Source organism: Lysobacter sp. KACC 24251 (genome assembly GCF_057747755.1).
In genome coordinates this window covers 258,607-280,279 of record NZ_CM173222.1, presented here as the reverse complement: position 1 = coordinate 280,279, position 21,673 = coordinate 258,607, and the positions used below count along the sequence as shown (strand labels likewise).

General features: G+C 69.6%; 19 protein-coding genes. 11 read left to right on the top strand and 8 right to left on the bottom strand.

Features of this window, described 5'->3' with window-relative positions:
* Positions 1 to 126 precede the first annotated feature (126 nt).
* From AC3ARF_RS01270 to dtd, 3 genes are all read right to left on the bottom strand, one after another.
* Positions 127 to 534, bottom strand: coding sequence for a hypothetical protein (locus tag AC3ARF_RS01270; RefSeq protein ID WP_498929564.1), 408 nt, complete (start codon positions 532 to 534; stop codon positions 127 to 129).
* Between the two features lie 68 nt (positions 535 to 602).
* Positions 603 to 2,459, bottom strand: a complete 1,857-nt coding sequence (rpoD, locus tag AC3ARF_RS01265; RefSeq protein WP_498929563.1) for an RNA polymerase sigma factor RpoD — start codon at positions 2,457 to 2,459, stop codon at positions 603 to 605.
* Between the two features lie 99 nt (positions 2,460 to 2,558).
* On the bottom strand, positions 2,559 to 2,999 hold the full coding sequence (gene dtd, locus AC3ARF_RS01260) for a D-aminoacyl-tRNA deacylase (RefSeq protein WP_498929561.1): 441 nt from the start codon (positions 2,997 to 2,999) through the stop codon (positions 2,559 to 2,561).
* A gap of 66 nt (positions 3,000 to 3,065) precedes the next feature.
* On the opposite strand from dtd, the gene AC3ARF_RS01255 reads away from it, so the two are divergent.
* From AC3ARF_RS01255 to AC3ARF_RS01245, 3 genes are read left to right on the top strand one after another with little or no spacing between them, the layout of a single operon-like run.
* Positions 3,066 to 3,992: a lauroyl acyltransferase gene (locus AC3ARF_RS01255; RefSeq protein WP_498929559.1), complete on the top strand. Its 927-nt coding sequence runs from the start codon at positions 3,066 to 3,068 to the stop codon at positions 3,990 to 3,992.
* A gap of 20 nt (positions 3,993 to 4,012) precedes the next feature.
* Positions 4,013 to 4,546, top strand: coding sequence for a PH domain-containing protein (locus tag AC3ARF_RS01250; protein WP_498929557.1), 534 nt, complete (start codon positions 4,013 to 4,015; stop codon positions 4,544 to 4,546).
* On the top strand, positions 4,530 to 6,059 hold the full coding sequence (locus AC3ARF_RS01245) for a PH domain-containing protein (protein ID WP_498929555.1): 1,530 nt from the start codon (positions 4,530 to 4,532) through the stop codon (positions 6,057 to 6,059). Before AC3ARF_RS01250 ends, AC3ARF_RS01245 begins: the two co-directional genes overlap by 17 nt.
* A gap of 29 nt (positions 6,060 to 6,088) precedes the next feature.
* On the opposite strand, the gene AC3ARF_RS01240 is transcribed toward AC3ARF_RS01245, so the two are convergent.
* Positions 6,089 to 7,078 carry a glycosyltransferase gene (locus tag AC3ARF_RS01240; RefSeq protein ID WP_498929554.1) on the bottom strand — a complete coding sequence of 330 codons (990 nt, stop codon included), beginning with the start codon at positions 7,076 to 7,078 and terminating at the stop codon, positions 6,089 to 6,091.
* 113 nt (positions 7,079 to 7,191) lie between these two features.
* Between AC3ARF_RS01240 and AC3ARF_RS01235 the strand changes: the two genes are divergently transcribed.
* Together AC3ARF_RS01235 and AC3ARF_RS01230 are read left to right on the top strand one after the other, a co-directional pair.
* Positions 7,192 to 8,250 (top strand): hypothetical protein, encoded by a 1,059-nt coding sequence (locus AC3ARF_RS01235; protein ID WP_498929552.1) that lies wholly within the window; start codon positions 7,192 to 7,194, stop codon positions 8,248 to 8,250.
* The gene (locus tag AC3ARF_RS01230; protein ID WP_498929550.1) at positions 8,247 to 9,311 is read left to right on the top strand and encodes a glycosyltransferase family 9 protein; all 1,065 of its coding nucleotides are present in this window, start codon (positions 8,247 to 8,249) and stop codon (positions 9,309 to 9,311) included. Before AC3ARF_RS01235 ends, AC3ARF_RS01230 begins: the two co-directional genes overlap by 4 nt.
* Positions 9,312 to 9,434: 123 nt before the next feature.
* On the opposite strand, the gene AC3ARF_RS01225 is transcribed toward AC3ARF_RS01230, so the two are convergent.
* The 4 genes from AC3ARF_RS01225 to def form a co-directional block, all read right to left on the bottom strand.
* The gene (locus tag AC3ARF_RS01225) at positions 9,435 to 11,105 is read right to left on the bottom strand and encodes an ArnT family glycosyltransferase (RefSeq protein WP_498929548.1); all 1,671 of its coding nucleotides are present in this window, start codon (positions 11,103 to 11,105) and stop codon (positions 9,435 to 9,437) included.
* Between the two features lie 125 nt (positions 11,106 to 11,230).
* Entirely contained in the window at positions 11,231 to 12,541 is a 1,311-nt protein-coding gene (gene rsmB, locus AC3ARF_RS01220) for a 16S rRNA (cytosine(967)-C(5))-methyltransferase RsmB (protein ID WP_498929546.1), read from the bottom strand.
* Positions 12,538 to 13,458, bottom strand: coding sequence for a methionyl-tRNA formyltransferase (gene fmt / locus AC3ARF_RS01215; protein ID WP_498929545.1), 921 nt, complete (start codon positions 13,456 to 13,458; stop codon positions 12,538 to 12,540). Before fmt ends, rsmB begins: the two co-directional genes overlap by 4 nt.
* A gap of 94 nt (positions 13,459 to 13,552) precedes the next feature.
* A complete protein-coding gene (def, locus tag AC3ARF_RS01210; RefSeq protein ID WP_498929543.1) occupies positions 13,553 to 14,068 on the bottom strand; it encodes a peptide deformylase in 516 nt (171 codons plus the stop codon).
* 172 nt (positions 14,069 to 14,240) lie between these two features.
* Between def and AC3ARF_RS01205 the strand changes: the two genes are divergently transcribed.
* The 6 genes from AC3ARF_RS01205 (at position 14,241) to AC3ARF_RS01180 (ending at position 21,499) form a co-directional block, all read left to right on the top strand.
* Entirely contained in the window at positions 14,241 to 15,389 is a 1,149-nt protein-coding gene (locus AC3ARF_RS01205) for a LysM peptidoglycan-binding domain-containing protein (protein WP_498929541.1), read from the top strand.
* A 70-nt stretch (positions 15,390 to 15,459) separates the two neighbouring features.
* Complete coding sequence (dprA, locus tag AC3ARF_RS01200) at positions 15,460 to 16,635, top strand: DNA-processing protein DprA (RefSeq protein WP_498929539.1); 1,176 nt, start codon at positions 15,460 to 15,462, stop codon at positions 16,633 to 16,635.
* An 86-nt stretch (positions 16,636 to 16,721) separates the two neighbouring features.
* On the top strand, positions 16,722 to 17,210 hold the full coding sequence (locus AC3ARF_RS01195; RefSeq protein WP_498929537.1) for a DUF494 family protein: 489 nt from the start codon (positions 16,722 to 16,724) through the stop codon (positions 17,208 to 17,210).
* A gap of 264 nt (positions 17,211 to 17,474) precedes the next feature.
* Complete coding sequence (locus AC3ARF_RS01190; protein WP_498929535.1) at positions 17,475 to 20,024, top strand: DNA topoisomerase I; 2,550 nt, start codon at positions 17,475 to 17,477, stop codon at positions 20,022 to 20,024.
* A 79-nt stretch (positions 20,025 to 20,103) separates the two neighbouring features.
* Positions 20,104 to 20,676: an L-threonylcarbamoyladenylate synthase type 1 TsaC gene (tsaC, locus tag AC3ARF_RS01185; protein WP_498931936.1), complete on the top strand. Its 573-nt coding sequence runs from the start codon at positions 20,104 to 20,106 to the stop codon at positions 20,674 to 20,676.
* Between the two features lie 94 nt (positions 20,677 to 20,770).
* On the top strand, positions 20,771 to 21,499 hold the full coding sequence (locus AC3ARF_RS01180; RefSeq protein ID WP_498929534.1) for a DUF4124 domain-containing protein: 729 nt from the start codon (positions 20,771 to 20,773) through the stop codon (positions 21,497 to 21,499).
* Positions 21,500 to 21,673 lie beyond the last annotated feature (174 nt).

The following is a 21,673-nucleotide window of genomic DNA, read 5'->3' as shown; positions in this document are numbered from 1 at the left end:
GTTTCCCTGAATTCATCCCGTTCCCGTCCGCACATTCCTGCACGGCGGCACCTTTCGATGAGTCCCCTGCTCTAACCGTTGAGCTATAGGCCCGTAAGCGCATGTTAGCAAGTCACAGAGATCATCTCACTCATCCTTGAATTGGATTATTCTGCTTTGATGGAATCTCCTACATCCTGCGTAGTCTGCAATAGGTATTTGTCTGGTCGACAGCGCCGATTCTGTTCGCGCGTCTGCAAGAATCAGGACACCAACTCCCGGCACCAGAGCTACGAGAGCCAGCAGTTGCGAGGGCTTCGGAGGAAAACCGAACTCGTTGTCGCCGCGGGCAATGGATGTACCCGCTGCGGATATCAGCGCAACTTGGCAGCGCTGACGTGGCACCACCTTGACCCATCCGAAAAACGTTTCAATCTGGACGTCCGGGCGTTGTCCAATCGGAGCCAACTGGAGATCGATGCGGAAGTGCGAAAATGCGTGTTGCTCTGTGCCAACTGTCACGCCGAGGTGCACTTTCCAGAGTTGAACCAGCACGTGGCCACACCTGAAAAAGAAAACGGCCGCAAACGCGGCCGTTGATTCTCGACTCCACAGCCCCTCGATCAGTCGATATCGAGGAAGCTGCGCAGTTGCTCCGAACGGCTCGGATGACGCAGCTTGCGCAGCGCCTTGGCCTCGATCTGGCGGATGCGCTCGCGGGTCACGTCAAACTGCTTGCCGACCTCTTCCAGGGTGTGGTCGGTGTTCATGTCGATGCCGAAGCGCATGCGCAGCACCTTGGCCTCCCTCGGGGTCAGGCCGGCCAACACGTCGCGCACCGTCTCGGTGAGGTTGATGTTGGTGGTGGCTTCGATCGGGGACTCCACGTTGGTGTCCTCGATGAAGTCGCCCAGGTGCGAGTCCTCGTCGTCGCCGATCGGGGTCTCCATGGAGATCGGCTCCTTGGCGATCTTCATGACCTTGCGGATCTTGTCCTCGGGCATGTCCATTTCCTTGGCCAGCTCCTCCGGCGTGGCCTCGCGGCCGAACTGCTGGAGCATCTGGCGGGAAATGCGGTTGAGCTTGTTGATCGTCTCGATCATGTGCACCGGGATGCGGATGGTGCGCGCCTGGTCGGCGATCGAGCGGGTGATCGCCTGGCGGATCCACCAAGTCGCATAGGTCGAGAACTTGTAGCCGCGACGGTATTCGAACTTGTCCACCGCCTTCATCAGGCCAATGTTGCCTTCCTGGATCAGGTCGAGGAACTGCAGGCCGCGGTTGGTGTACTTCTTGGCGATGGAGATCACCAGGCGCAGGTTGGCCTCCACCATCTCCTTCTTGGCCTTGCGCGCCTTGGCTTCGCCATAGGCCATCGCGCGGCTGATTTCCTTGAGGTCGGCCAGGGTCACCAGGATGCCGGTCTCCAGGTCCAGGGTGGCCTGCTGTTCGGCCACGATCTGGTCCTTGACGTCACGCAGGCCCGACGACCACTTCTGCTTGCGCTTGATCAGCTCGTCGGTCCACTCCAGGTTGGTCTGGTTGCCATCCCACGCGCGGATGAAATCCTTGCGCGGCATCTTGGCGATGCGGGTGGCCATGTCGAGGATGCGGCGCTCATGCTCCTTCACCTTGGCCTGGACGTCCCGCAGGTTCTTGACCAGCACGTCGGTCAGCGGCAGCGGCAGCTTGAAGGTGACGAACACTTCCGCCATTTCCTCACGCAGCTTCAGCGCGGTCTTGTGCGCGGCGCCGTGCTTGGCGTGGGCCTTCTCGAACTTGGCGTACGCGTCGGCCAGCACCTGCATGCGGTTGGCGACCTCCACCGGGTCCGGACCGGTCGGGGTGTCGTCGGTCTCGGTGGCGTCGGCCGCCTCCTCGTCCTCATCCTCGGCATCGGCGTCGGCGACCGCCACCTCTTCGAGCACGGGCTCGGGGGCGGGCTCGTCGATCAGGTCGTTGAAGCCGACGATGATCTCGGCGAGGCGCTTCTTGCCGGCCTTGTGCTGCTCGTAGTCCTCGAGGATCGAGGCGATGGTGCCCGGGAACGAAGCCAACGCGGCCTGCATCTGGCCCAGGCCTTCCTCGATGCGCTTGGCGATGGCGATTTCGCCTTCGCGGGTCAGCAGCTCGACCGTGCCCATCTCGCGCATGTACATGCGCACCGGGTCGGTGGTGCGGCCACCCTCGGCGTCCAGGCCGCTCAGTGCCGCGGCGGCCTCTTCGGCGGCGGTCTCGTCGACTTCGCGGCCGCTGGCACTCTCGCCGGCGAGCAGCAGGGTCTCGGCGTCGGGGGCGACTTCATGCACCTGGATGCCCAGGCCATTGATCATGCCGATGATGTCTTCGATCTGTTCCGGATCGACGACGTCATCGGGCAGGTGGTCATTGACCTCGGCATAGGTCAGGTAGCCCTGCTCCAGGCCCTTACTGATCAGTTGCTTGAGTTCGGACTGGGGGGCCTGACGTTCGTTTGCCATGGGCTGCGCCACCACGGTGGTTGGAAGGTGAACCAAGCATTATACCAGCGCAGACGGCATCCATTGGAAAAACCGGCAGTCGCGCCCGCAAGGGGTGGTTCAGGCCCGCAGCAGGAAGGTCACCGGGCCGTCGTTGACCAGGCTAATGACCATATGGGCGCCAAACTGCCCGGTTTCCACCCCCGGCCCGTGTTTTTGCCGGCACGTTGCCAGCAACTGGTTGAACACCGGTTCAGCCAGCGACGGCGCTGCCGCGGTGCTGAAGCCAGGGCGCATGCCGCTGCGGGTGTCGGCGGCTAGGGTGAACTGGCTGACGAGGAGCAATCCCCCGCCGGTATCAGCCAGGCCGAGGTTCATCCTGCCCTCGGCATCGGCGAACACCCGGTAGCCGAGCAGGCGTTCGGCCATGCGCACCACCTGCGCGTCGCCGTCACCGGGCTCGACGCCCACCAGCGCCAACAGGCCGGGGCCGATCCGACCGATGACGTCACCGTCCACGCTGACGCTGGCCTGGGTGACGCGCTGGATGAGGGCGAGCATCGGCAGGGCTCCATGGGGGACGCGCGGCGGTAAAGCTAGCAGAACCCAACGGCTACACTTCGGCCCATGACTGAATTCGCCGCCCGCCTGCTGTACCTGCTTGCCGCCGCCGTCGCACGCCTGCCCTGGTCGTGGCTGGCGCGACTGGGCGATGCAATGGCACGGGCGGTGGTGCGCCGCGACCGGCGCGAGAGCCGGGTCACCCGACGCAATATGGAGATCATCCACCCGGAGCTGTCGGCGTCGCAGCGCGAGGCATTGCACGACGCCATCCTGCGCACCACCGCGCGCCAGGTGCTGGAGACGCTGCGCCTGTGGACGCGGCCGCATGCGAAGAACCTGCGGCTGCTGCGTGCCGAGCACGGCGTGGAACTGTTCGACGCGGCGCTGGCCAGCGGGCGCGGGGTGATCGTGGCCGCGCCGCACTACGGCAACTGGGAGCTGCTCAACCAGTGGCTGGCGGCGAAGACGCCGCTGGCGGTGCTGTACGCGCCGCCGGACTCGAAGGTGGGCGAGGCGTTCCTCAACCTCGTGCGCGCGGCGCCGGGCAACGATGCCGAGCGGGTCACGCAGGTCCGCGCCGAGGGTCCGGCCGCGGTACGCCAGTTGCTGAAGCTGCTCAAGGACGGCGGCGTGGTCGGGATCCTGCCCGACCAGCAGCCCAAGCGCGGCGACGGCGAGTTCGCACCGTTCTTCGGCCGCCCGGCGCTGACCATGAGCCTGCTGACGCGGCTGGCGGCGCGCACCGGGGCGACGGTGCTGTATGCCTACTGCGAGCGCGTGGCGGACGACGGCAACGAACCGGCCTTCGAACTGCACATCGAGCCGGCGGCTACCGATGTGGCGAGCACGGACCCGCAGGTGGCGGTGGCCGCGCTCAACGCGGGGATCGAGCGCATTGCCCGCCGGGATCCCACGCAGTACCAATGGACCTACAAGCGCTTCTCCCTGCAGCCCGATGACGCCAACCCGTATTCGCCCGATTGCTACTGAGTGCCACAGAAGGCTGACGCATGCATTCCACGCTTGATTCCCACGCTTCACCGGAGGCCGCCGACCAGGGTTGGCAACCGCTGCCCGTGCGCGCCCGCGGCTTGATGGCGCTGACGGGCGCTCTGCAGTTCGCGTTGCCCGGTGCGGGCGTCGCGTTCGTCATCGGCCGTATGCTGGCCGATGCCCTGTCCTTGCCACCTGCGTGGCCGCTGCGGCTGGGTGCGATCGGCCTGCTGCTGGCGGCGGCGGCAGGCCTGGGCGCCTGGATCGGCGTGCGCCGCTACCGCCACACCCACTGGCGCCACGATGACCTGGGCCTTGCCCTGCGCAGCGGCCGCCTGTGGCACCGCGAGACGCGGGTGCCGGCCACCCGGGTGCAGCACCTGGACGTGACCCGTGGTCCGCTGCAGCGCGGCCGCGACCTCGCCACGCTGGTGGTGCACACCGCCGGCACGCAGCACAGTGCGGTCAAGATCCCCAATCTCGATGCCGGCGACGCCGAGCGACTGCGCGATGCCCTCGGCCGGCAGATCGACCATGACGACGACGCCTGAGCCCCTCGCCACCGGCGCGGTAGCGCAGGCAGTGATGGCCGAACGCCGCCTGCACCCGATGTCGTGGCTGTTCGTGCTGCTGGCCCAGCTGCGGCAGTTCGTGGTGCCGCTGGTGGCGCTGCTGGTGTTCGGACGCGGCGACCGCAACGAGCTGTGGCCGCTGATCGGCGTGGGCGTACTGGCGCTCAGTTCGGTGTGGCAGTACTTCACCTTTCGCTACGGCGTAGCCGGCGACGCACTGCTGGTGCGCAAGGGCCTGCTGGAGCGCAGCGTGCGGGTCATCCCCTTCGCGCGCATCCACAATGTGGCCCTGCAGCAATCGCTGCTGCACCGCGTGTTTGGCGTGGCCGAAGTGCGCCTGGAGTCGGCCGGCGGCAAGAAGCCCGAGGCGGAAATGCGCGTGCTCACGCTGGCCGATGCGCTGGCACTGGAGCAACTGGTCCGACATCGCGGACAGGTGCCCCACGTGGGCGACGACGCCGACGGTGCGGTCGCGGCGGCAGCACCCGAAGCCACCACCCTGCTGCAGCTGCCGCTGGGTGAGGTGCTGCGCCACGGCCTGGTCTCCAATCGCGGCCTGATCGTGGTCGGCGCCGGCGTCGCGGGCCTGTCGCAGTTCAGTCCGCGGCTGTTGCCCAATCTGTTCGAGCGCTGGGGCGAAGTGGTGTTTGGCTACGCCGGCAGCCACGACTTCGGCATCGCCGAATACGCGCTGGCCGCGGCCAGCCTCGCGGCGTTGGCGGTGGGCTTGTTGCGCCTGCTGTCGGTGCTGCTGTCGCTGCTGCAGTACTACGGGTTCACCCTGCGCGAGTCAGGCCGGCGTTTGACCGTGGAACGTGGACTGCTGGCGCGCTGGCGTACCAGCGCCTCGCGTCGGCGCATCCAGGCCTGGACCCTGCACGAGGGCGTGATGCACCGGCTGCTACGCCGGCGGAGCCTGCACGTGGACACCGCCGTCGCCGAGGACCAGCAACAGCAACGCGCACTGCGCGAAGTGGCGCCCATCGCCACCCCCGAAACCTGCGATCGGCTCGTCGCGCACCTGCTGCCGAACGCGGACTGGGCCGGCCAGGCCTGGCAGCCGATCCCCGCGCGAAGTTGGTGGCGGCTGTGGCTGCCGAGCGTGCCTTGGCTGGTGCTGTTCGGCGCCGTGGTGGGCTGGCGCTTCGGCGCAGTGGGCCTGCTGGCGTTGCCATGGCTCGCCTGGAGCGCCATTGCTGCGCGCCAGCATGCGCACCGCGCCGCCTATGCCGTCAACGACCAACTCGTCGCCGTGCGCGGCGGCTGGTGGAGCCGCTGGTGGCGTTTCGCCGAGGTCGACAAACTTCAGGCGGTGTCGCTCCGCCTTTCGCCGCTGGATCGCCGCTGCGGCACGGCCACGCTGTGGCTCGACACCGCGGGCGCAACACCGATGGCGCCGCCGTTGCGGATCCGCTTCCTGCCAGAGGCCGAAGCCCGCGCGTTGCACGAGGCGCTGACGGCAACACTGGCGCGGCGACCGCTGCGTTGGTGATCGCCGCGGCGCCTTTGCGGTAAGCAACGTCAGCGCTTCTCGCCCCAGGCGCGCGCTACGCGTGAAGCGATGTCGCGCATCCGTCGGTGCCACAGAGGGACGGGGCGTTGCTGCTGACGCGCCCACGCCGGAACCAGCACCTCGTCCCTTAGCTGGCGCCATGCCGCCAGCGTGGCGTCGTCGGTGAAGGCCGCACCGCGCGCGCGGCCGTTCTCCACCATCGTCCGGTACAGCGCGGGATCGGCCAACAGGCGGTCGATGCCCGCCATGGTGTCCTCCACGCCGGTGGCCTCGATGTAATCCAGGGGGCCGGTGCGCAGCTCGCGGTAACCGGCTTCGGGTCCGAGGATGGCCGGCACCCCGGCCAGCCACGCGTTGAACAGCTTCCACGCCGGCTTGTTGCGCACCAGGGTTGCACCGCTTGGACGCACGGCCAGCATCAGGTCCACGTCGTGGTAGTCATGCCATGCCGGCGGCCTGCCGCCCGCGCGCGCGTAATGGCAGCGGAACTCCAGCCCGCGCGCCTGCACGAACGCGTCCCACTGCGCCGAGCGGAAGCCGGGATGCAGGTTCTGCGGCGTGCCGGGAAACAGCACCGTGCGCAGGGTGTTGCCGCGCGCGGGGTCGCGCGCACGCAGCCCCGGTTGCGGCCAGTGCGGGACGTGGAAGGCGCGCACGCCATCGGCGGATGCCGCGTTCTGCACCACCTCAAGATCGGCGAACCCGACGGGGTGGCGGTCACTGCGCACCCCTACCAGCAGGGCGCGGCTGCCACGCTGCGCCGCGCGCCACACCGCACGCTTGTCGCCGGCGTAGAACAGCACGATGCCCGACTCGGGCACGTGGTTGTCCAGCTGCACGGCATCGCCAGCGTCGCGCAGCCGTGCATACGTCTGCGTGATCCAGTAGTCCTCGCCCAGCACCAGCCGTTGCGGTTCCGCATCCGGGCGCAGTGCGCGCCACGACGCGATATCCTTGTCGTCGACATCCAGGTAGAACGTGACGGGAACAGGTTGCATGGCCGCTTCGCTGCTTCAGGTCGGGCGATGATAGCGACGCGCCGCGCACAACGGCGTGCGCCGCATCGCGACCTGCGCCTCCGCCCCTTCCCGTTGCCGCAAGGAACGCCCGCATGAGCCGCCTGCTGTTCGTCCCGGTATCCGGCAGCCAGGGCAGTGGCGAAGTGCAGCGCTGTCGCTTGCTGGCCGATGCGCTGCACGCGCGCTGGCCCACTGTCCAGGCGCATTTCCTGCTCGCCGAAGGCACGTCCCCGCTGCCGTGGCCGACCACGACGCTCAGCGCCTCGCCCACGCGCGCGGTGCCCGAAGTGGTCGCCGCGATCGAAGCCGTGCGCCCCGCCGTGGTGGTGTTCGACGGCAATACGCGCGTGGCCGCCCTGCGCGCGGCGCGACGCGTGGGCGCGCGCGTGGTGCTGCTGAGTTCGCGACCCAGCGCGCGCGACCGCGGCTTCCGCTGGCGGCGCATGGCGCACCTGCACGAGCACTGGCTGGTCGGGGCCGACCTGCTGGCCGCCGGCGGCTGGCGCGAGAAGCTGGCGCGTTGGCGCCATCCCTCCGTGGTCGTGCGCCGGTTCGCCACCCTGTTCGCGCCGCCGGGCGATGCGGCACCGCTGCTGCACCGTCTGGGGATCAGCGGCCCCTACGCAGTGCTGTGTCCCGGCGGGGGCCGCCATGTGCTGGCCGGCGAAAGCGCCTCGCAGCGCTTTGGCGCCGTGGCCACCCGGGTGGCCCGCGAAGGCTTGGCTGCCGTGGCCGTAGCCGCGCCCACCGCGGCGCCCGCGGTCGATGCCGGTGAGCTGCCAAACGCCGAGCTCATGGCGCTGCTCTCCCACGCCGACGTGGCCCTGCTGGGCGGCGGCAGCCTGCTGGTGCAGGCGCTCGCGCTGGGCACGCCCACGCTGGCCCTACCGCTGCAGGCCGAGCAGGCCGCGCGCGTCGAATGGCTCGCGCGCGCCGGTGCCGTGCTCACCTCGCCGGGCTCGACGCCAGACGTTCTCACCGACGCCCTGCTGCGCCTGCATTCCGATGACGGCTCGCGCGCACGACTGCGCGCGCAAGCCGCCGCCCTGGGCCTGTCCAACGGCCTGCCGGCCGCCGTCGACGCCTTGGCCGCGCTCGCCGGCCTCGGTGCCAGCAGCCCCGTGCCCGATTCTTCTGGAGCCCGCGCATGAGCGCACGCCCCCTCATCGTCCGCTGTGGTGCCTTTGGGGACATGGTGCTGATCACGCCGCTGATCCGGCTGTTGGCCGCCCGCTACGGGCAACCGGTCGACGTGGTCAGCAGCGGCGGCTGGACGCCACCGCTGTTGCAGCACGAACCGGCGGTCGGCCACCTGCAGCTGGTCACCAGCCGCAACACCCCGTACCTGCTCTGCCCCAGCCAGTGGGCGCTGGTGCGCTGGCTGCGCGCGCGCGGACGCGGCCCGGTATACCTGTGCGACGCGGACGCGGAGATGGCCGCACTGTTGCGGCGCGCCGGCATTGCCGATGAGGACATCGTCGGGCGCCTGCCCGGTGACGCCGTCGTGGACGGCCAGCAACAACTGTGGCCGGACCGCTGGCTGCGCATGGGCGCGCGCAATCCGGCGCACCCCTACCCCGCGCAGGACGTGGATCCCGCGCCCTTCCGCCTGCCCGCACTGGTGGTGGGCGAGGACGACCGCCGCGCCCTTGACCCGTGGCGTGCCGCCCACGGGTTACAGGGGCCGCTGGTGCTGTTTCAGCCTGGCAACAAGCGCACCCACAAACGTGGCACGGTCGCCACCCGCCAGCACCCCAAGCACTGGCCGCCCGAGCGCTGGGCAGCCGTCGCGCGCGCGGTGTGGGCCCGCCTGCCCGACGCGCAGGTGGTGCTGTGCGGCTCCGAAGGCGAACGCGAAGTGCTCGAGGAGATCCGCGCGTCCGCCGGCGGCGACCCGCGCCTGCACAACCTGGCCGGCGACCTGCCCATCCCGCGCCTGCTGGCGCTGCTGGAAGTCGCGCACAGCATGGTCTCGGTGGACACGGGTCCGGCCCACGCGGCGGCGGCGTTGGGTTGCCCGCTGGTGGTGCTGTTCGGCAATGCGTCGCCGGCGATGTGGCGACCGCTCGGTCCGGGCCCTGTGCGCTGCCTCGGCGGCGAGAACGGCGAGCAGAGCCAAGCCCGCGACATTCCCGCCGAGGCCGTCATCGCCGCATGGCAGGACATGGCGGACGCGATCGCCGCACACGGTCGTGCCGCCGTCCCGGGCTGATGCGCCCGGCGCCCGGGCGATCCACCGCGCGGCGTCAGGTCGCCGTCACGCTCCTTACTGAAGGCGCACGCCGGCGCCCAACGACATGCGAGGCCCCAGACGACGCTACGCCGCGCGGCACGCTCATGGGTGCTGGCACGCCGCGCGGGCCGGCACCAGCCACCACTCACGCCGGTTGGAAACCCCGAGGTTCTCCGCCTGCGACCAGTCCACGCACGCACTGAGCGCGGCGCGCTCCACCAGCAGCCAGCGCGTGGCGGGCGCCTGCGCCTGCCATGCCTGGGCCTCGCGCAACTGCTCGTCGGCCGGACGCAGGAAACCGAAGGTCCGCGCCGGCCGGTCGGCCATCAGCAGGTTCTGTTCCTTCCACGCCACCAGCCCCAACTCGGCCTCCGGGCCGATGCGCGCACCCGCGCGTTGCATCAGGCCACGCGCGGAGCTGGCATCGTTGAGCAGCGGGTAGCCGATCAGGCTGACGCCCACCCAAAGCCCCGACAGCACCCACGCCAACGCGGCGACGCCGCGACCTGCGCGCAGCCACGCCACCGCCGCCAGCCCGAACGCGCCGATGGCCAGCAACATCGCGCCCAGCGGATCGGCGCCGTGCGCCACGCCGCGCGCATCTTCCAGCGTCCGCTCGAAGCTGGGCTCGCCCAGCACCACCAGTGCGCCGGCGATCGCCAACAACACAGACAGCCCCAGCGCGATGCCGAAGGCGATCCGACGTGGCCACGCCTTCGCCAGGATCTCTGGCAGGTACGGGCCCATCGCCAGGCACAACATGGGCAGCGCCGGCATGATGTAAACCTCGCGCTTGCCGCTGCTGAGGCTGAAGAACAGCAGCACCAGCGCCACCCAGGCCAGCGGCAGCAGGATGCGGGCATCACGCGCGCGCAGCGCGTCGCGCCACGGCCGCAGCATCCATGGCAACGCAGCGACGGCCGGCAACCATTGGGTCAGGGCGATCTGGATGAAGTACCAGAACGGCTGGTGGTGGTGCCAAGGATCGGCGTAGCGCTTGGCCGTCTGCTTGAGCAGGATGTTGTCGGCGTAGGCGCGCAATGCGGGATCGTCGCTGGCGTTGACCGCCAGCAGCATCGGCACCAGCCACAGCGCCAGCGGCAGCAGCAATGCCATGGGGCCCAGCCAGAACTTCGCGCCGCGCATCGAGGCCACGCCGGTCCAGCCACGCCATTGCGCCCATGCCGCCGGCAGCAGCACCAGCAATGCGACCACGCCCACGCCCTTGCTGATCACGCCCAGGCCGGCGGCGAACCAGCCAAGCATCCAGAAGCGCCAGTCGGGTCCGCGCAGCAGGTGGCGCAGCAGCGAGTACACCGACAGCGTGATGAAGAAGGTGACGGTCGGGTCGATCTGCGCGCGCTTGGCCTGCCAGGTGAACTGCAGCGCGAACAGCAGCGCCCATGCCGCATACGTGCCGGCCTGCGCCGACCACAACCGGCGCCCGAGGTCGCGCACCAGCCACAACGTGCCCAGCGCCGCGAGCAGCGACGGCAGCAGGAACGCGATGCGCAGCTGCCCGGTCAGCGCATAGGCGGCCGCCTGCAGCCACATGAACAACGGCGGCTTATCCGGATACAGCTCGTCACCGCGCATCGGGAACAGCCACTGGCCGCTTTCCACCATCTGCTTGGCGACCAGCGCGAAGCGCGGTTCGTCGGCGGGCCACGGATCGCGCAGGCCGAGGCCGGCGAACAGCACCACCGTGGCGACCAGCCAGAACAGCCAGGCGTCGCGGGAGTCGGCGGAATTCAGAGCAAGGGGCGTGCGCATCGGCGGATGATACTGGCCGACATGCACCTGTCGCACCGCGACGGACGCTAGCGCCGTGGTGGGACGCCGGTCCGCGGGCCTGCCGTCACACAATTGCCAGGGAATCGCGAGGCTCCGCGCGCGGGCTAACCGGCCTTCCGCAACCTGGCGTAGAAGAAGCCGTCGCCACCGGCTTCGCCTGGCAGCCGCTGATGGCCGGCGTAACGGCCATCGACCTGCACGGCCCGGCCGAAGCGCTCGTCGAGCGGCTCCAGCATCGCATCGGGCGTGCGCGCCAGGAATGCGGCGACCTGATCGGCGTTTTCCGCTCGCAGGATCGAGCACGTGGCGTACAGCAGCACGCCGCCGGGGGCGACGGTGGTCCACAGCGTGTCCAGCAGTTGCGCCTGCACCGCGGTCAGGGTGACCAGATCGGACGCGCGCCGGTGCAGCAGCACGTCCGGCTGGCGGCGCACGATACCGGTGGCCGAACAGGGCGCGTCCAGCAGCACGGCGTCCTGCGGTTCGCCGTCCCACCAGGCGGCAAGCTGGGTGGCATCGGCCGCAACCAGGCGTGCGCGGTCGGCCAGCCCGACCCGGCGCAGGCTGTCGTGCACGCGCTGCAGGCGGGTGTTGTCGATGTCGAGTGCGGTCAGGCGCAGGCCCGGCTCCCGTTCGAGCAGGTGCGCGGCCTTGCCGCCGGGCGCGGCGCAGGCGTCGACCACGCGCGCGCCGGGCCGCAGTTCCAGCGCATCGGCCACGCGTTGCGCGGAGGCATCCTGTATCGACACCGCGCCGTCGGCAAAACCCGGCAGCACCGACACCGCGACCGGCACATCAAGCCGCACGGCATCGGACAGGGTCGGGTCGATGGCATGAGCGATGCCAGCCGCCTCCAAGCGCGGGAGGTACGCATCGCGCGACTGCACCCGGCGGTTGACCCGCAACCACATCGGGGGCGTGATCGCGCCGGCGTGGAAGATCGCCTCGGCGTCCTCCGGCCAGTCGGCGGCGATGCGCTCGCGCAGCCAGCGCGGCCAGTGCGCCTGCATCTCGGCCACGGGGACGCCTTCCCGCTGCGCACGGCGCAACAGAGCGTTGACCATGCCGGCCTGGTGGCGTCGGCCGATCAGCCGGGCCGCTTCCACGGTTTCAGCCACCGCCGCGTGGGCGGACAGGCCCAGCGGGTCGAGCTGGGCGAAGCCGACGAACAGCAACGCGCGCAACGGCTGGTCACGCTTGCCCAACGGGCGCGGGATCCAGGCATCCAGTGCGGCCTGGTAGCGGGCGGGCTGGCGCAGTACAGCGAAACAGATGCTTTCGACCAGCGCCCGGTCGCGCGGATCGGGCAGCGTGGGCAGGTGCGCGCCCAGTTCCGCCTTCAGCGAACGGCCCTGGTGCAGCACCGCATCGAGGATGCGGGCTGCCAGGGCGCGTGGCGCGGCGCCGCCGCTCATGCACTCCTCAGGTCGGGACGGCCATTGAGGTAGTCGGCCGCGGTGATGGCCTTGCCGCCGTCACGCTGCAGCACGCGGATGCGCAGCACGCCTTCGCCGCAGGCCACGTCCAGGCCATCGCGGCCGGCCCGCAGCAGCGTGCCCGGTGCAGCGGCAGGCGCCTCGTCCAGCGCCGCCGCCCCGTGCAGGCGCAGGCGTTCGCCGGCCACCACCGCCTCGGCCATCGGCCAGGGGTTGAAGGCCCGCACCCGGTTGGCCAGCTCGGCGGCCGGGCGCGTCCAGTCGAGTTTGGCTTCGGCCTTGTCCAGCTTGTGCGCGTAGGTGACGCCTTCGGCCGGCTGCGGCTTTGCCACCGGGCGGATGCCGGCGCGCAACAGGCCGAGGCCATCGGCCAGCACCTGCGCGCCCAGTTCGGCGAGTCGGTCGTGCAGCTGGCCGCCGGTGTCGGTGGCGCCGATCGGCAACGACTGCGACAGCAGTACCGGACCGGTGTCCAGGCCCTTTTCCATCTGCATCAGGCACACGCCGGTCTCGGCGTCGCCGGCCTCGATCGCGCGCTGGATCGGCGCCGCGCCTCGCCAGCGCGGGAGCAGCGAGGCGTGCACGTTCCAGCAGCCGTAGGTGGGGATGTCGAGTACCGACTGCGGCAGGATCAGCCCGTAGGCGACCACCACCATCAGGTCGGGCTCGAGCGCGCGCAGCGCGGCCCTGGATTCGGCGCTGCGGAAGTTCTCCGGCTGCAGCACGGGAATGCCACGCAGCAGCGCTTCGCGCTTCACCGGCGACGGGGTCAATTCACGGCCGCGGCCGGCGGGGCGGTCGGGCTGGGTGTACACGGCCACCACCTCGCCGCGCTGCGCTGCGGCGTGCAGGCAGGGCACGGCGAAGTCGGGAGTGCCGGCAAAGACGATTCTCATGGGGCGGCCAGGTCCTGTGGCGGTCGCAGTGCGAAAGTCTGCGCTAGGCGGGAACGACGGGCGGCCGACGGTGCGGACGCGCCCACCCGGGCTGTCAGGCGGCCTTGTGGCGCTGCGCCTTGGCCAGCTTCTTGCGCACCATCTCGCGCTTGAGCGGCGAGAGGTAGTCGACGAACAGCTTGCCTTCCAGGTGGTCCATTTCGTGCTGGATGCACACCGCCAGCAGGCCGTCGGCATCCAGCTCGAACGGCTGGCCGTCGCGGCCGATGGCCTTGACCGTGATCTGGTTGGCGCGGGTGACATCGGCGAAGATGCCCGGCACCGACAGGCAGCCTTCCTGGTAGACCTGGTGGCCGTCGGCGGCGGTGATCTCCGGGTTGATGAAGACCAGCGGCCGGTCCTTCTCATCGGATACGTCTATGACCATGAAGCGCTGGTGGACGTCCACCTGGCTGGCAGCCAGGCCGATGCCCGGCGCTTCGTACATGGTCTCGAACATGTCGTCGAGCAGCCGCTGGAACTCCGCCCCGGTGACCTGGGCAGGATCGACCGGCACCGCCTTGGTGCGCAGGCGCGGATCGGGGAACTCGAGGATGGGGAGCTGGGCCATGGCGGAAAAATGGGGGCGCTTGTCACAGACGCAAGCTTTACACGGGCATTGTAGCGCCGTTGTGAGCCGACCATGCTTGCAACCGCGTGCACCTTCTGGGCTATAGTGCCGGTGCCTCATCGGCGCTGCCGCCCGGGGAAAACCTGCAAGGGGAATCAGGTAGATGGCTGCCATGTTTAAACCGATCCGTGCGGTGATGACCGCCGCGTTGCTGACGATTGCCACCTATGGTGTCGCTGCCGAGATGGCGGGGGGCCATCCCGACACGTACATCGTGAAGCGTGGCGATACCCTGTGGGACATCGCCGGCAAGTTCCTGAAGCGTCCGTGGCTGTGGCCGGAGATCTGGCAGGCCAACCCGCAGATCAAGAATCCGCACCTGATCTACCCGGGTGACGTGATCTCGCTGGCCTACCTCAACCGCGTCGCGGTGCAGGAAGGCCCGCGCGACGAGGCGCCGATCAACGCGATCCCGCTGGCCGACGTGGAGAAGTTCCTCAAGGACCTGCGCGTGGTCGACGAGTTCGAGCAGCTGCCGTACGTGGCTGGCCTCGAGGATGACCGCTTGCGCACCGCCGAAGGCCAGGTCGCCTACGTCCACGGTTTGGCCGACGCCCAGCCGGGCCAGCGCTACCTGGTGGTGCGCGCCACCCAGACCTACGCCAGCATCGACCCGACCCGCTGCTGCGGCACCGAAGGCCGTCGCGCCGCCGACCTGGATTTCCGGGGCCGCGCCAACATCGGCGTCGAGCGCCTGTGGGGCTACCAGATCCCGCACGGTGGCGGCGAGTTCCTCGGCCACGAGCTGATGCGCCAGAACACCGGCACCATCACCCGCCCCGTCGAAGGCCGCGCCGAAGTATCCACCCTGCTGCTCGACCAGGGCGGCCGCGAGGTGCGCGTCGGCGACCGCCTGCTCCCGATCGAGGCACAGCCGTACGACCTGCAGTTCATCCCGCACCCGCCGGCGCAGGAGATCGAGTACGGCAAGGCCAAGGTACTGGCCGTGGCCGACATGCTCACCACCGGTGGTCCGCGTGACGTGGTCGCGTTGTCGGTCGGCGCCCGCGACGGCGTGGACAACGGCACCGTGTTCTCGGCGTGGCGCCCGGGCAGCAACGTTGCCGACGTGGTCACCCGCGGCGCCGAGCACGAGAACAAGGTGCTGCGCTCCAGGGACGGCATCCAGCTGCCCGACGAGTTCGCCAGCCACCTGATGGTGTTCCGCACGTTCGACAAGGTCAGCTACGCGCTGGTGATGGACGCGACCAAGCCGACCCGCCTGGGCTACGAGCTCAAGCATCCGGACGCGGCTTACTGATTCTTCGGAATCGTCCTACACGATGTTGCGACGGCGCCCTAGGGCGCCGTCGTCGTTTCTGCCCCAGACTGTGGCGATGCACTCCGACGATATCGATGCCTTGCTGCGCCTGCTGGCCGCAGGGGGGCCTTCCGGACCCCGCCGCCAGCTGCTGGCCGCCCTGGGGAGTCCTGCCGCCGCACTCGGCGCAGGCGCCCGTGCCTGGCGCGAGGCCGGCTTGAGCGAAGCCCAGCAGGCCGCGCTGCAGGGACCGGCGCCACGCGAGCTGGTCCGCAGCCGGGACTGGCTGCAGGCGCCCGAGCACCACCTGCTGGGCTGGCACGACCCCGACTACCCCGCGCTGTTGCGCCGCGCGCCCAGTCCGCCGCTGGCGCTGTTCGTGTCGGGGAACCCGGCCCTGCTCTGGCACCCGGCGGTGGCGGTGGTCGGGAGCCGCTCGCCCACCCCGGGAGGGCGCGACAACGCCGCCGATTTCGCCCACGCCCTCGCCGCGTCCGGACTGGCCGTGGCCAGCGGGCTGGCCGCCGGGATCGACGCCGCCGCCCACGAGGCCGCGCTGGCCGCAGGCGGCCTGACCCTGGCGGTGATCGGCACCGGCCCCGACGTGCCGTACCCGCGCAGCCATGCCGGCCTGCACGCACGCATTTCAGAGCACGGCGCCGTCATCAGCGAACACCCGCCCGGCACCGGCCCGCAGCGCCAGCACTTCCCGAGCCGCAACCGGATCCTCGCGGGGCTGACCCTGGGCACGCTGGTGGTGGAGGCTGCCGAGCGCTCCGGGGCATTGATCACCGCCCGCCAGGCCACCGAGGCCGGCCGCGAGGTGTTCGCCGTGCCCGGTTCGATCCACAACCCGCTAGCCCGCGGCTGCCACCGCCTGATCCGCGAGGGCGCCGGACTGGTGGAAAGCGCCAGTGAGGTGATCGCCGCCCTGGCCCCGCTGGCCGCGGAACTGGCCGACGACTTGCGCGCCCGCCTCGCCGCCCCCACCTCAGTCGGCCACGGAACGGTCACATCCCGCCGGCAGCCTCGTGAACGGGACTCAACCCCTGTTCATCACGGAGGCCCCGCTGACGACCCCGACTACCAGAACTTGTGGCAGGCGCTCGGGCATGACCCAACCGGTATGGATCAGCTGGTCGAGCGAACCCGATTGACGGCCGCCCAACTGTCCTCCATGCTGCTGCTCATGGAGCTTGAGGGCCGGGTGTCGTCTAAACACGGCCGGTACTACCGCAACCGCTGACCACCGTGCTTTTCCGCAGGGATCCGTCCGGTGGCCAGTCCGCAACTCCTGCCCACCGCGCCGCTCCCGGCGCAGGCCGAGGGGAAATGAAAGAGAGCATCCTGGACGTCCTGCTGTACCTGTTCGAGCACTACTTCACCGACGATGCGGACCTCGTCCGCGACCGTGATTCGCTCCAGAGCGGCCCGCTGTTCGATGAACTGGGGCAGGCCGGTTTCAGCCCCGCCGAGATCAACAAGGCGTTCGAATGGCTCGATGCCCTGGCGCAGCAGCGCCCGGCACCCGAGCCGCGACGCGCCGACGGCCCCACGCGCGTGTTCAACGGCCCGGAGCTGGACAAGCTGGACGTGGAGTGCCGCGGGTTCCTGCTGTTCCTGGAGCAACACGGCGTGCTCGACGCCGGCCAGCGCGAGCTGGTGCTGGACCGCGCCATGGCCCTGGACCAGGACCAGCTGGACCTGGACGACCTCAAGTGGGTGGTGCTGATGGTGCTGTTCAACCAGCCCGGCAGCGAGGCCGCCTACGCCTGGATGGAGACCCAGATCTTCGCCGACGAGCCCGAGCCGGTGCATTGAGCCGGCGGGGACGTTGTCCGTCCTCACGCCGGGATCACGTAACAGCCGCTGTGATCCCGTGCGGCGCCTCCGGCGTCCGTGACCGCCATCGCCGTCAAAGCGGCGATGGCTTGACAGCCGGCTCCGGCGCGTGATTCCACTATATATAAGGAAACACCCCACGCCCGCGGCCAGACCCCGCGGGCGTCGCTACTTCAGCGGTTGCCACGGACAGGCCGGCGGCGACCCCCCATGCGGGCTCCCCCGGACCCGCGGAGATGTTCCATGGCCAAGAACCTCCTGATCGTCGAGTCGCCCGCCAAGGCGAAGACGATCAACAAGTACCTCGGCAAGGATTTCACCGTCCTTGCCTCCTACGGCCACGTCCGCGACCTGATTCCCAAGGAAGGCGCGGTCGACCCGGACAAGGATTTCGCGATGACCTACGAGGTCATCGAGAAGAACGAGAAGCACGTCGACGCGATCGCCAAGGCAGCCAAGCAGGCCGACCACCTGTTCCTGGCGACCGACCCGGACCGCGAGGGCGAGGCGATCAGCTGGCACATCGCGGAGATCCTGCGCGAGCGCGGCCTGCTCAAGGACAAGTCGCTGGAGCGCGTGGTGTTCACCGAGATCACGCCGCGCGCGATCAAGGAAGCGATGACCCACCCGCGCGCCATCGCCAGCGACCTGGTGGACGCGCAGCAGGCGCGCCGCGCGCTGGATTACCTGGTGGGCTTCAACCTCTCGCCCGTGCTGTGGCGCAAGGTGCAGCGCGGCCTGTCGGCCGGACGCGTGCAGTCGCCGGCGCTGCGCATGATCGTGGAGCGCGAGCAGGAGATCGAAGCCTTCATCGCGCGCGAGTACTGGTCGATCGAGGCCGAGTGCCTGCACCCGAAGCAGGCATTCACTGCCCGACTCACCAAGCTGGACGGTAAGAAGTTCGAGCAGTTCACCATCACTGATGGCGACACCGCCGAGGCGGCGCGCCAGCGCATCGTCAAGGCCGCCGATGGTGCGTTGCACGTCACCGACGTGACCAGCAAGGAGCGCAAGCGCCGCCCGGCGCCGCCGTTCACCACCTCCACGCTGCAGCAGGAGGCCTCGCGCAAGCTGGGCTTCACCACCAAGCGCACCATGCAGGTGGCGCAGAAGCTGTACGAAGGCGTGACGCTCGGTGACGAAGGCACCGTGGGCCTGATCAGCTACATGCGTACCGACTCGGTCAACCTGTCGGCCGAAGCGGTCGCCGAGATCCGCGACGTGATCGCGCGCGACTACGGCACACAGGCGGTGCCGGACAAGCCCAACACCTACCAGACCAAGTCGAAGAACGCGCAGGAAGCGCACGAGGCGGTGCGTCCGACCTCTGCGCTGCGCACGCCCGCGCAGATGGCCCGCTACCTGGATGACGACGCGCGCCGCCTGTACGAGCTGATCTGGAAGCGCGCCGTCGCCTGCCAGATGGTGCCGGCCACGCTCAACACCGTCTCCGTCGACCTGGCCGCGGGCAGTGAGCATTCCTTCCGCGTCTCGGGCACCACCGTGGTCGATCCGGGCTTCCTCGCCGTGTACGAGGAAGGCAAGGATGCCAAGGCCGCGGAGGACGACGACGAGGGCCGCAAGTTGCCCGCGATGAAGACCGGCGACCGCATCCCGCTGGACCGCATCCATGCCGACCAGCATTTCACCGAGCCGCCGCCGCGCTATTCGGAAGCCTCGCTGGTGAAGGCGCTGGAGGAATACGGCATCGGCCGGCCGTCGACGTACGCATCGATCATCGCCACGCTGCTGTTCCGCAAGTACGTCGAGCTCGACAGCCGCCGTTTCAAGCCGACCGACGTAGGCCGCGCTGTGAGCAACTTCCTCAGCAGCCACTTCACCCAGTACGTCGATTACGACTTCACCGCCAAGCTCGAAGACGAGCTGGACGCGGTGTCGCGCGGCGAGGAGGAGTGGGTGCCGCTGATGGTGAAGTTCTGGGGCCCGTTCAAGGAACTGGTCGACGACAAGACCGAATCGGTGGACCGCACCGAGGCCACCGGCGCGCGCGAGCTGGGTACCGACCCCAAGAGCGGCAAGCCGGTCAGCGTGCGCCTGGGCCGCTACGGGCCCTATGCACAGATCGGCACGGCCGAGGATGAGGACAAGCCGACGTTCGCCTCGCTGCGTCCCGGCCAGAGCATGCACACGATCGCACTGGACGATGCGCTGGAGCTGTTCAAGTTGCCGCGCAAGCTGGGCATGAACGACGGGCATGAGGTCAGCGTGGGCGTCGGGCGCTTCGGGCCGTTCGCCAAGCGCGGCACCACGTATGCCTCGCTGCCGAAGGAAGACGACCCGTACACCATCGAGCTGGATCGCGCGGTGTTCCTGATCGAGCAGAAGGAAGAGATCGCGCGCAACCGCATCATCAAGGCGTTCGAAGGCAGCGACATCCAGGTGCTCAATGGCCGCTTCGGCCCGTACCTGAGCGACGGCAAGCTCAACGGCAAGATCCCCAAGGACCGCGACCCGGCTTCGCTGACCCTGGAAGAGGTCACGCAGCTGATGGCCGAGACCGGCAAGCCGATGCGCGGGCGCTTTGGCAAGAAGGTCGCGGCCAAGAAGGAACCGGCGAAGAAGGCAGCCAAGAAGACCGCCGACACCGCAGCGAAGCCGGCGAAGAAGGCCGCGAAGAAGACCGCCAAGAAAACGGTGAAGAAGGCGGCCAAGAAGACCGCAGCCAAGGCGCCGGCGAAGGCGGCGAAGGCCGCCCCCGCCGCGAAGAAGGCCACGAAGAAGGTCGTCAAGAAGACCGCCACCGTGGCGGACGACGACGACGCGCCGTTCTGACGGCATCCGGGCCGCGGCCGCCTCACCGGCGGTTGCGGCAACCGGGTGCGTGGGTTCAACCGCCGAGTACTCCAGCAACATGCAGGACACCAACCGCACTGACAGCCTGGCCGCCACCGTCGACGCGCTGCGCCGAGGCGGCGTGGTGGCCTACCCGACCGAAGCGGTTTGGGGATTAGGCTGCAATCCGTTCGATGAGGCGGCGGTAACGCGCCTGCTGGCGATCAAGCAGCGCCCGGTGGACAAGGGGTTGATCCTGATTGCCGCGGACGCCGCGCAGCTGGACCCGCTGGTGGACTGGGCCGCCCTTGCCGGCGACCGCCGGCTGGTGGTGCAGGCCACGTGGCCCGGCCCCAACACCTGGACCGTGCCGGTCACCGACCGCGTCCCGGCCTGGATTCGCGGCGCGCACGCGAGCGTGGCGGTGCGGGTCAGCGACCACCCCACGGTGATCGCCCTCTGCGAGGCCTTCGGCGGCCCGCTGGTGTCCACCAGCGCCAACCTGACCGGCATGCCGCCCGCCTTCCACCGTGACGCGTTGGACCCCGCTCTGGTGGACCAGCTGGATGCGGTCTGCGAAGGCGAGACCGGCGGCCTGGCCAGCCCGACGGCAATCCGCGACGCGGCCACGGGCGACGTCCTGCGCAGCTAGGCCGCACCGTCGCTCCGACGGCATGCATGAATCCCTGCGAACGACCCGCACGGACCGCCTTCCGGGCGCGGTACCGCTGGCGCAAGATGGCGGCATGCGCTCCGTCCTGCTGCTGACCCTGTTGCTGCTGGCAACCCACACCGGGACACCCGGGCACGCGGGCGAGATCACCGTGTACCGCTGCACGGACGCGGCCGGCCGGGTCAGCCTGCGCGATACGCCCTGCCCTCGCGGCCAGCGGCAGAGCACCCGCGAGATGCTTCGGCCGAAGGATCCCGCGCCGAGCGCGACACCCGCGATACGTCCGTCCACACCGCCCCTGTCATCGACGCCCGTGCCGCCCAGCGTGGTGGTGGTGCGGATGCCCGAGCCGGTGTACGAGTGCGTGACGCCTGACGGCGAGCGGTACACCTCGTCCAACCCCGACGGCAACCCGCGCTGGGTGCCGTCGTGGACACTGGGCTATCCGGTCTATCCCGATGTCCCCGTGCACCACGATGGCGTGCGCGGGCGCGTCGACATGGGCGGAGGTCGCGTGCGCGGCCGCGTGGAGTTTGGCAGTACGCTGCCGCCCCGCCCGCCCCTGACGCGGCCCGTGCCCACGCCGCAACCCTCCACCGTGGTGGCGGCCTTCCCGGCCGGCACCTGGATCCGTGATGCGTGCACACGGCTGCCGCAGGCGGAAGTGTGTGGCCGGCTGCGTGACCGCCGGTATGCACTGGACCGGCGCTACAACAGCGCGCTGCAAAGTGAGCGCCAGCGCATCACCGACGAGCAGAGGCTGATCGATGGGCAACTGGCGGAGGGGTGCGGCGGCCGCTGACGTGGGCGCGGGCTTGCCCGCCCTTCGGGGGTGCCGATTGGTTGCGATATCAGCCTAGGCTGCATTCAACTTCTTGCGACGGACGGCGAACCGGCGTGGATCGTCGTGCAAATAGTGGTTTCGAAAGGGCGGGAAACCGCCGTGCTTATCACGACGTTCTGCGGTGGATAAATT

Bases quoted from the DNA above. Each gene is read 5' to 3' on its own strand.
- rpoD (WP_498929563.1), bottom strand. From the start codon at position 2,459: ATGGCAAACGAACGTCAGGCCCCCCAGTCCGAACTCAAGCAACTGATC.
- dtd (WP_498929561.1), bottom strand. From the start codon at position 2,999: ATGCTCGCCCTCATCCAGCGCGTCACCCAGGCCAGCGTCAGCGTGGAC.
- AC3ARF_RS01255 (WP_498929559.1), top strand. From the start codon at position 3,066: ATGACTGAATTCGCCGCCCGCCTGCTGTACCTGCTTGCCGCCGCCGTC.
- AC3ARF_RS01250 (WP_498929557.1), top strand. From the start codon at position 4,013: ATGCATTCCACGCTTGATTCCCACGCTTCACCGGAGGCCGCCGACCAG.
- AC3ARF_RS01245 (WP_498929555.1), top strand. From the start codon at position 4,530: ATGACGACGACGCCTGAGCCCCTCGCCACCGGCGCGGTAGCGCAGGCA.
- AC3ARF_RS01240 (WP_498929554.1), bottom strand. From the start codon at position 7,078: ATGCAACCTGTTCCCGTCACGTTCTACCTGGATGTCGACGACAAGGAT.
- AC3ARF_RS01235 (WP_498929552.1), top strand. From the start codon at position 7,192: ATGAGCCGCCTGCTGTTCGTCCCGGTATCCGGCAGCCAGGGCAGTGGC.
- AC3ARF_RS01230 (WP_498929550.1), top strand. From the start codon at position 8,247: ATGAGCGCACGCCCCCTCATCGTCCGCTGTGGTGCCTTTGGGGACATG.
- AC3ARF_RS01225 (WP_498929548.1), bottom strand. From the start codon at position 11,105: ATGCGCACGCCCCTTGCTCTGAATTCCGCCGACTCCCGCGACGCCTGG.
- rsmB (WP_498929546.1), bottom strand. From the start codon at position 12,541: ATGAGCGGCGGCGCCGCGCCACGCGCCCTGGCAGCCCGCATCCTCGAT.
- fmt (WP_498929545.1), bottom strand. From the start codon at position 13,458: ATGAGAATCGTCTTTGCCGGCACTCCCGACTTCGCCGTGCCCTGCCTG.
- def (WP_498929543.1), bottom strand. From the start codon at position 14,068: ATGGCCCAGCTCCCCATCCTCGAGTTCCCCGATCCGCGCCTGCGCACC.
- AC3ARF_RS01205 (WP_498929541.1), top strand. From the start codon at position 14,241: ATGTTTAAACCGATCCGTGCGGTGATGACCGCCGCGTTGCTGACGATT.
- AC3ARF_RS01195 (WP_498929537.1), top strand. From the start codon at position 16,722: ATGAAAGAGAGCATCCTGGACGTCCTGCTGTACCTGTTCGAGCACTAC.
- AC3ARF_RS01190 (WP_498929535.1), top strand. From the start codon at position 17,475: ATGGCCAAGAACCTCCTGATCGTCGAGTCGCCCGCCAAGGCGAAGACG.
- tsaC (WP_498931936.1), top strand. From the start codon at position 20,104: ATGCAGGACACCAACCGCACTGACAGCCTGGCCGCCACCGTCGACGCG.
- AC3ARF_RS01180 (WP_498929534.1), top strand. From the start codon at position 20,771: ATGCGCTCCGTCCTGCTGCTGACCCTGTTGCTGCTGGCAACCCACACC.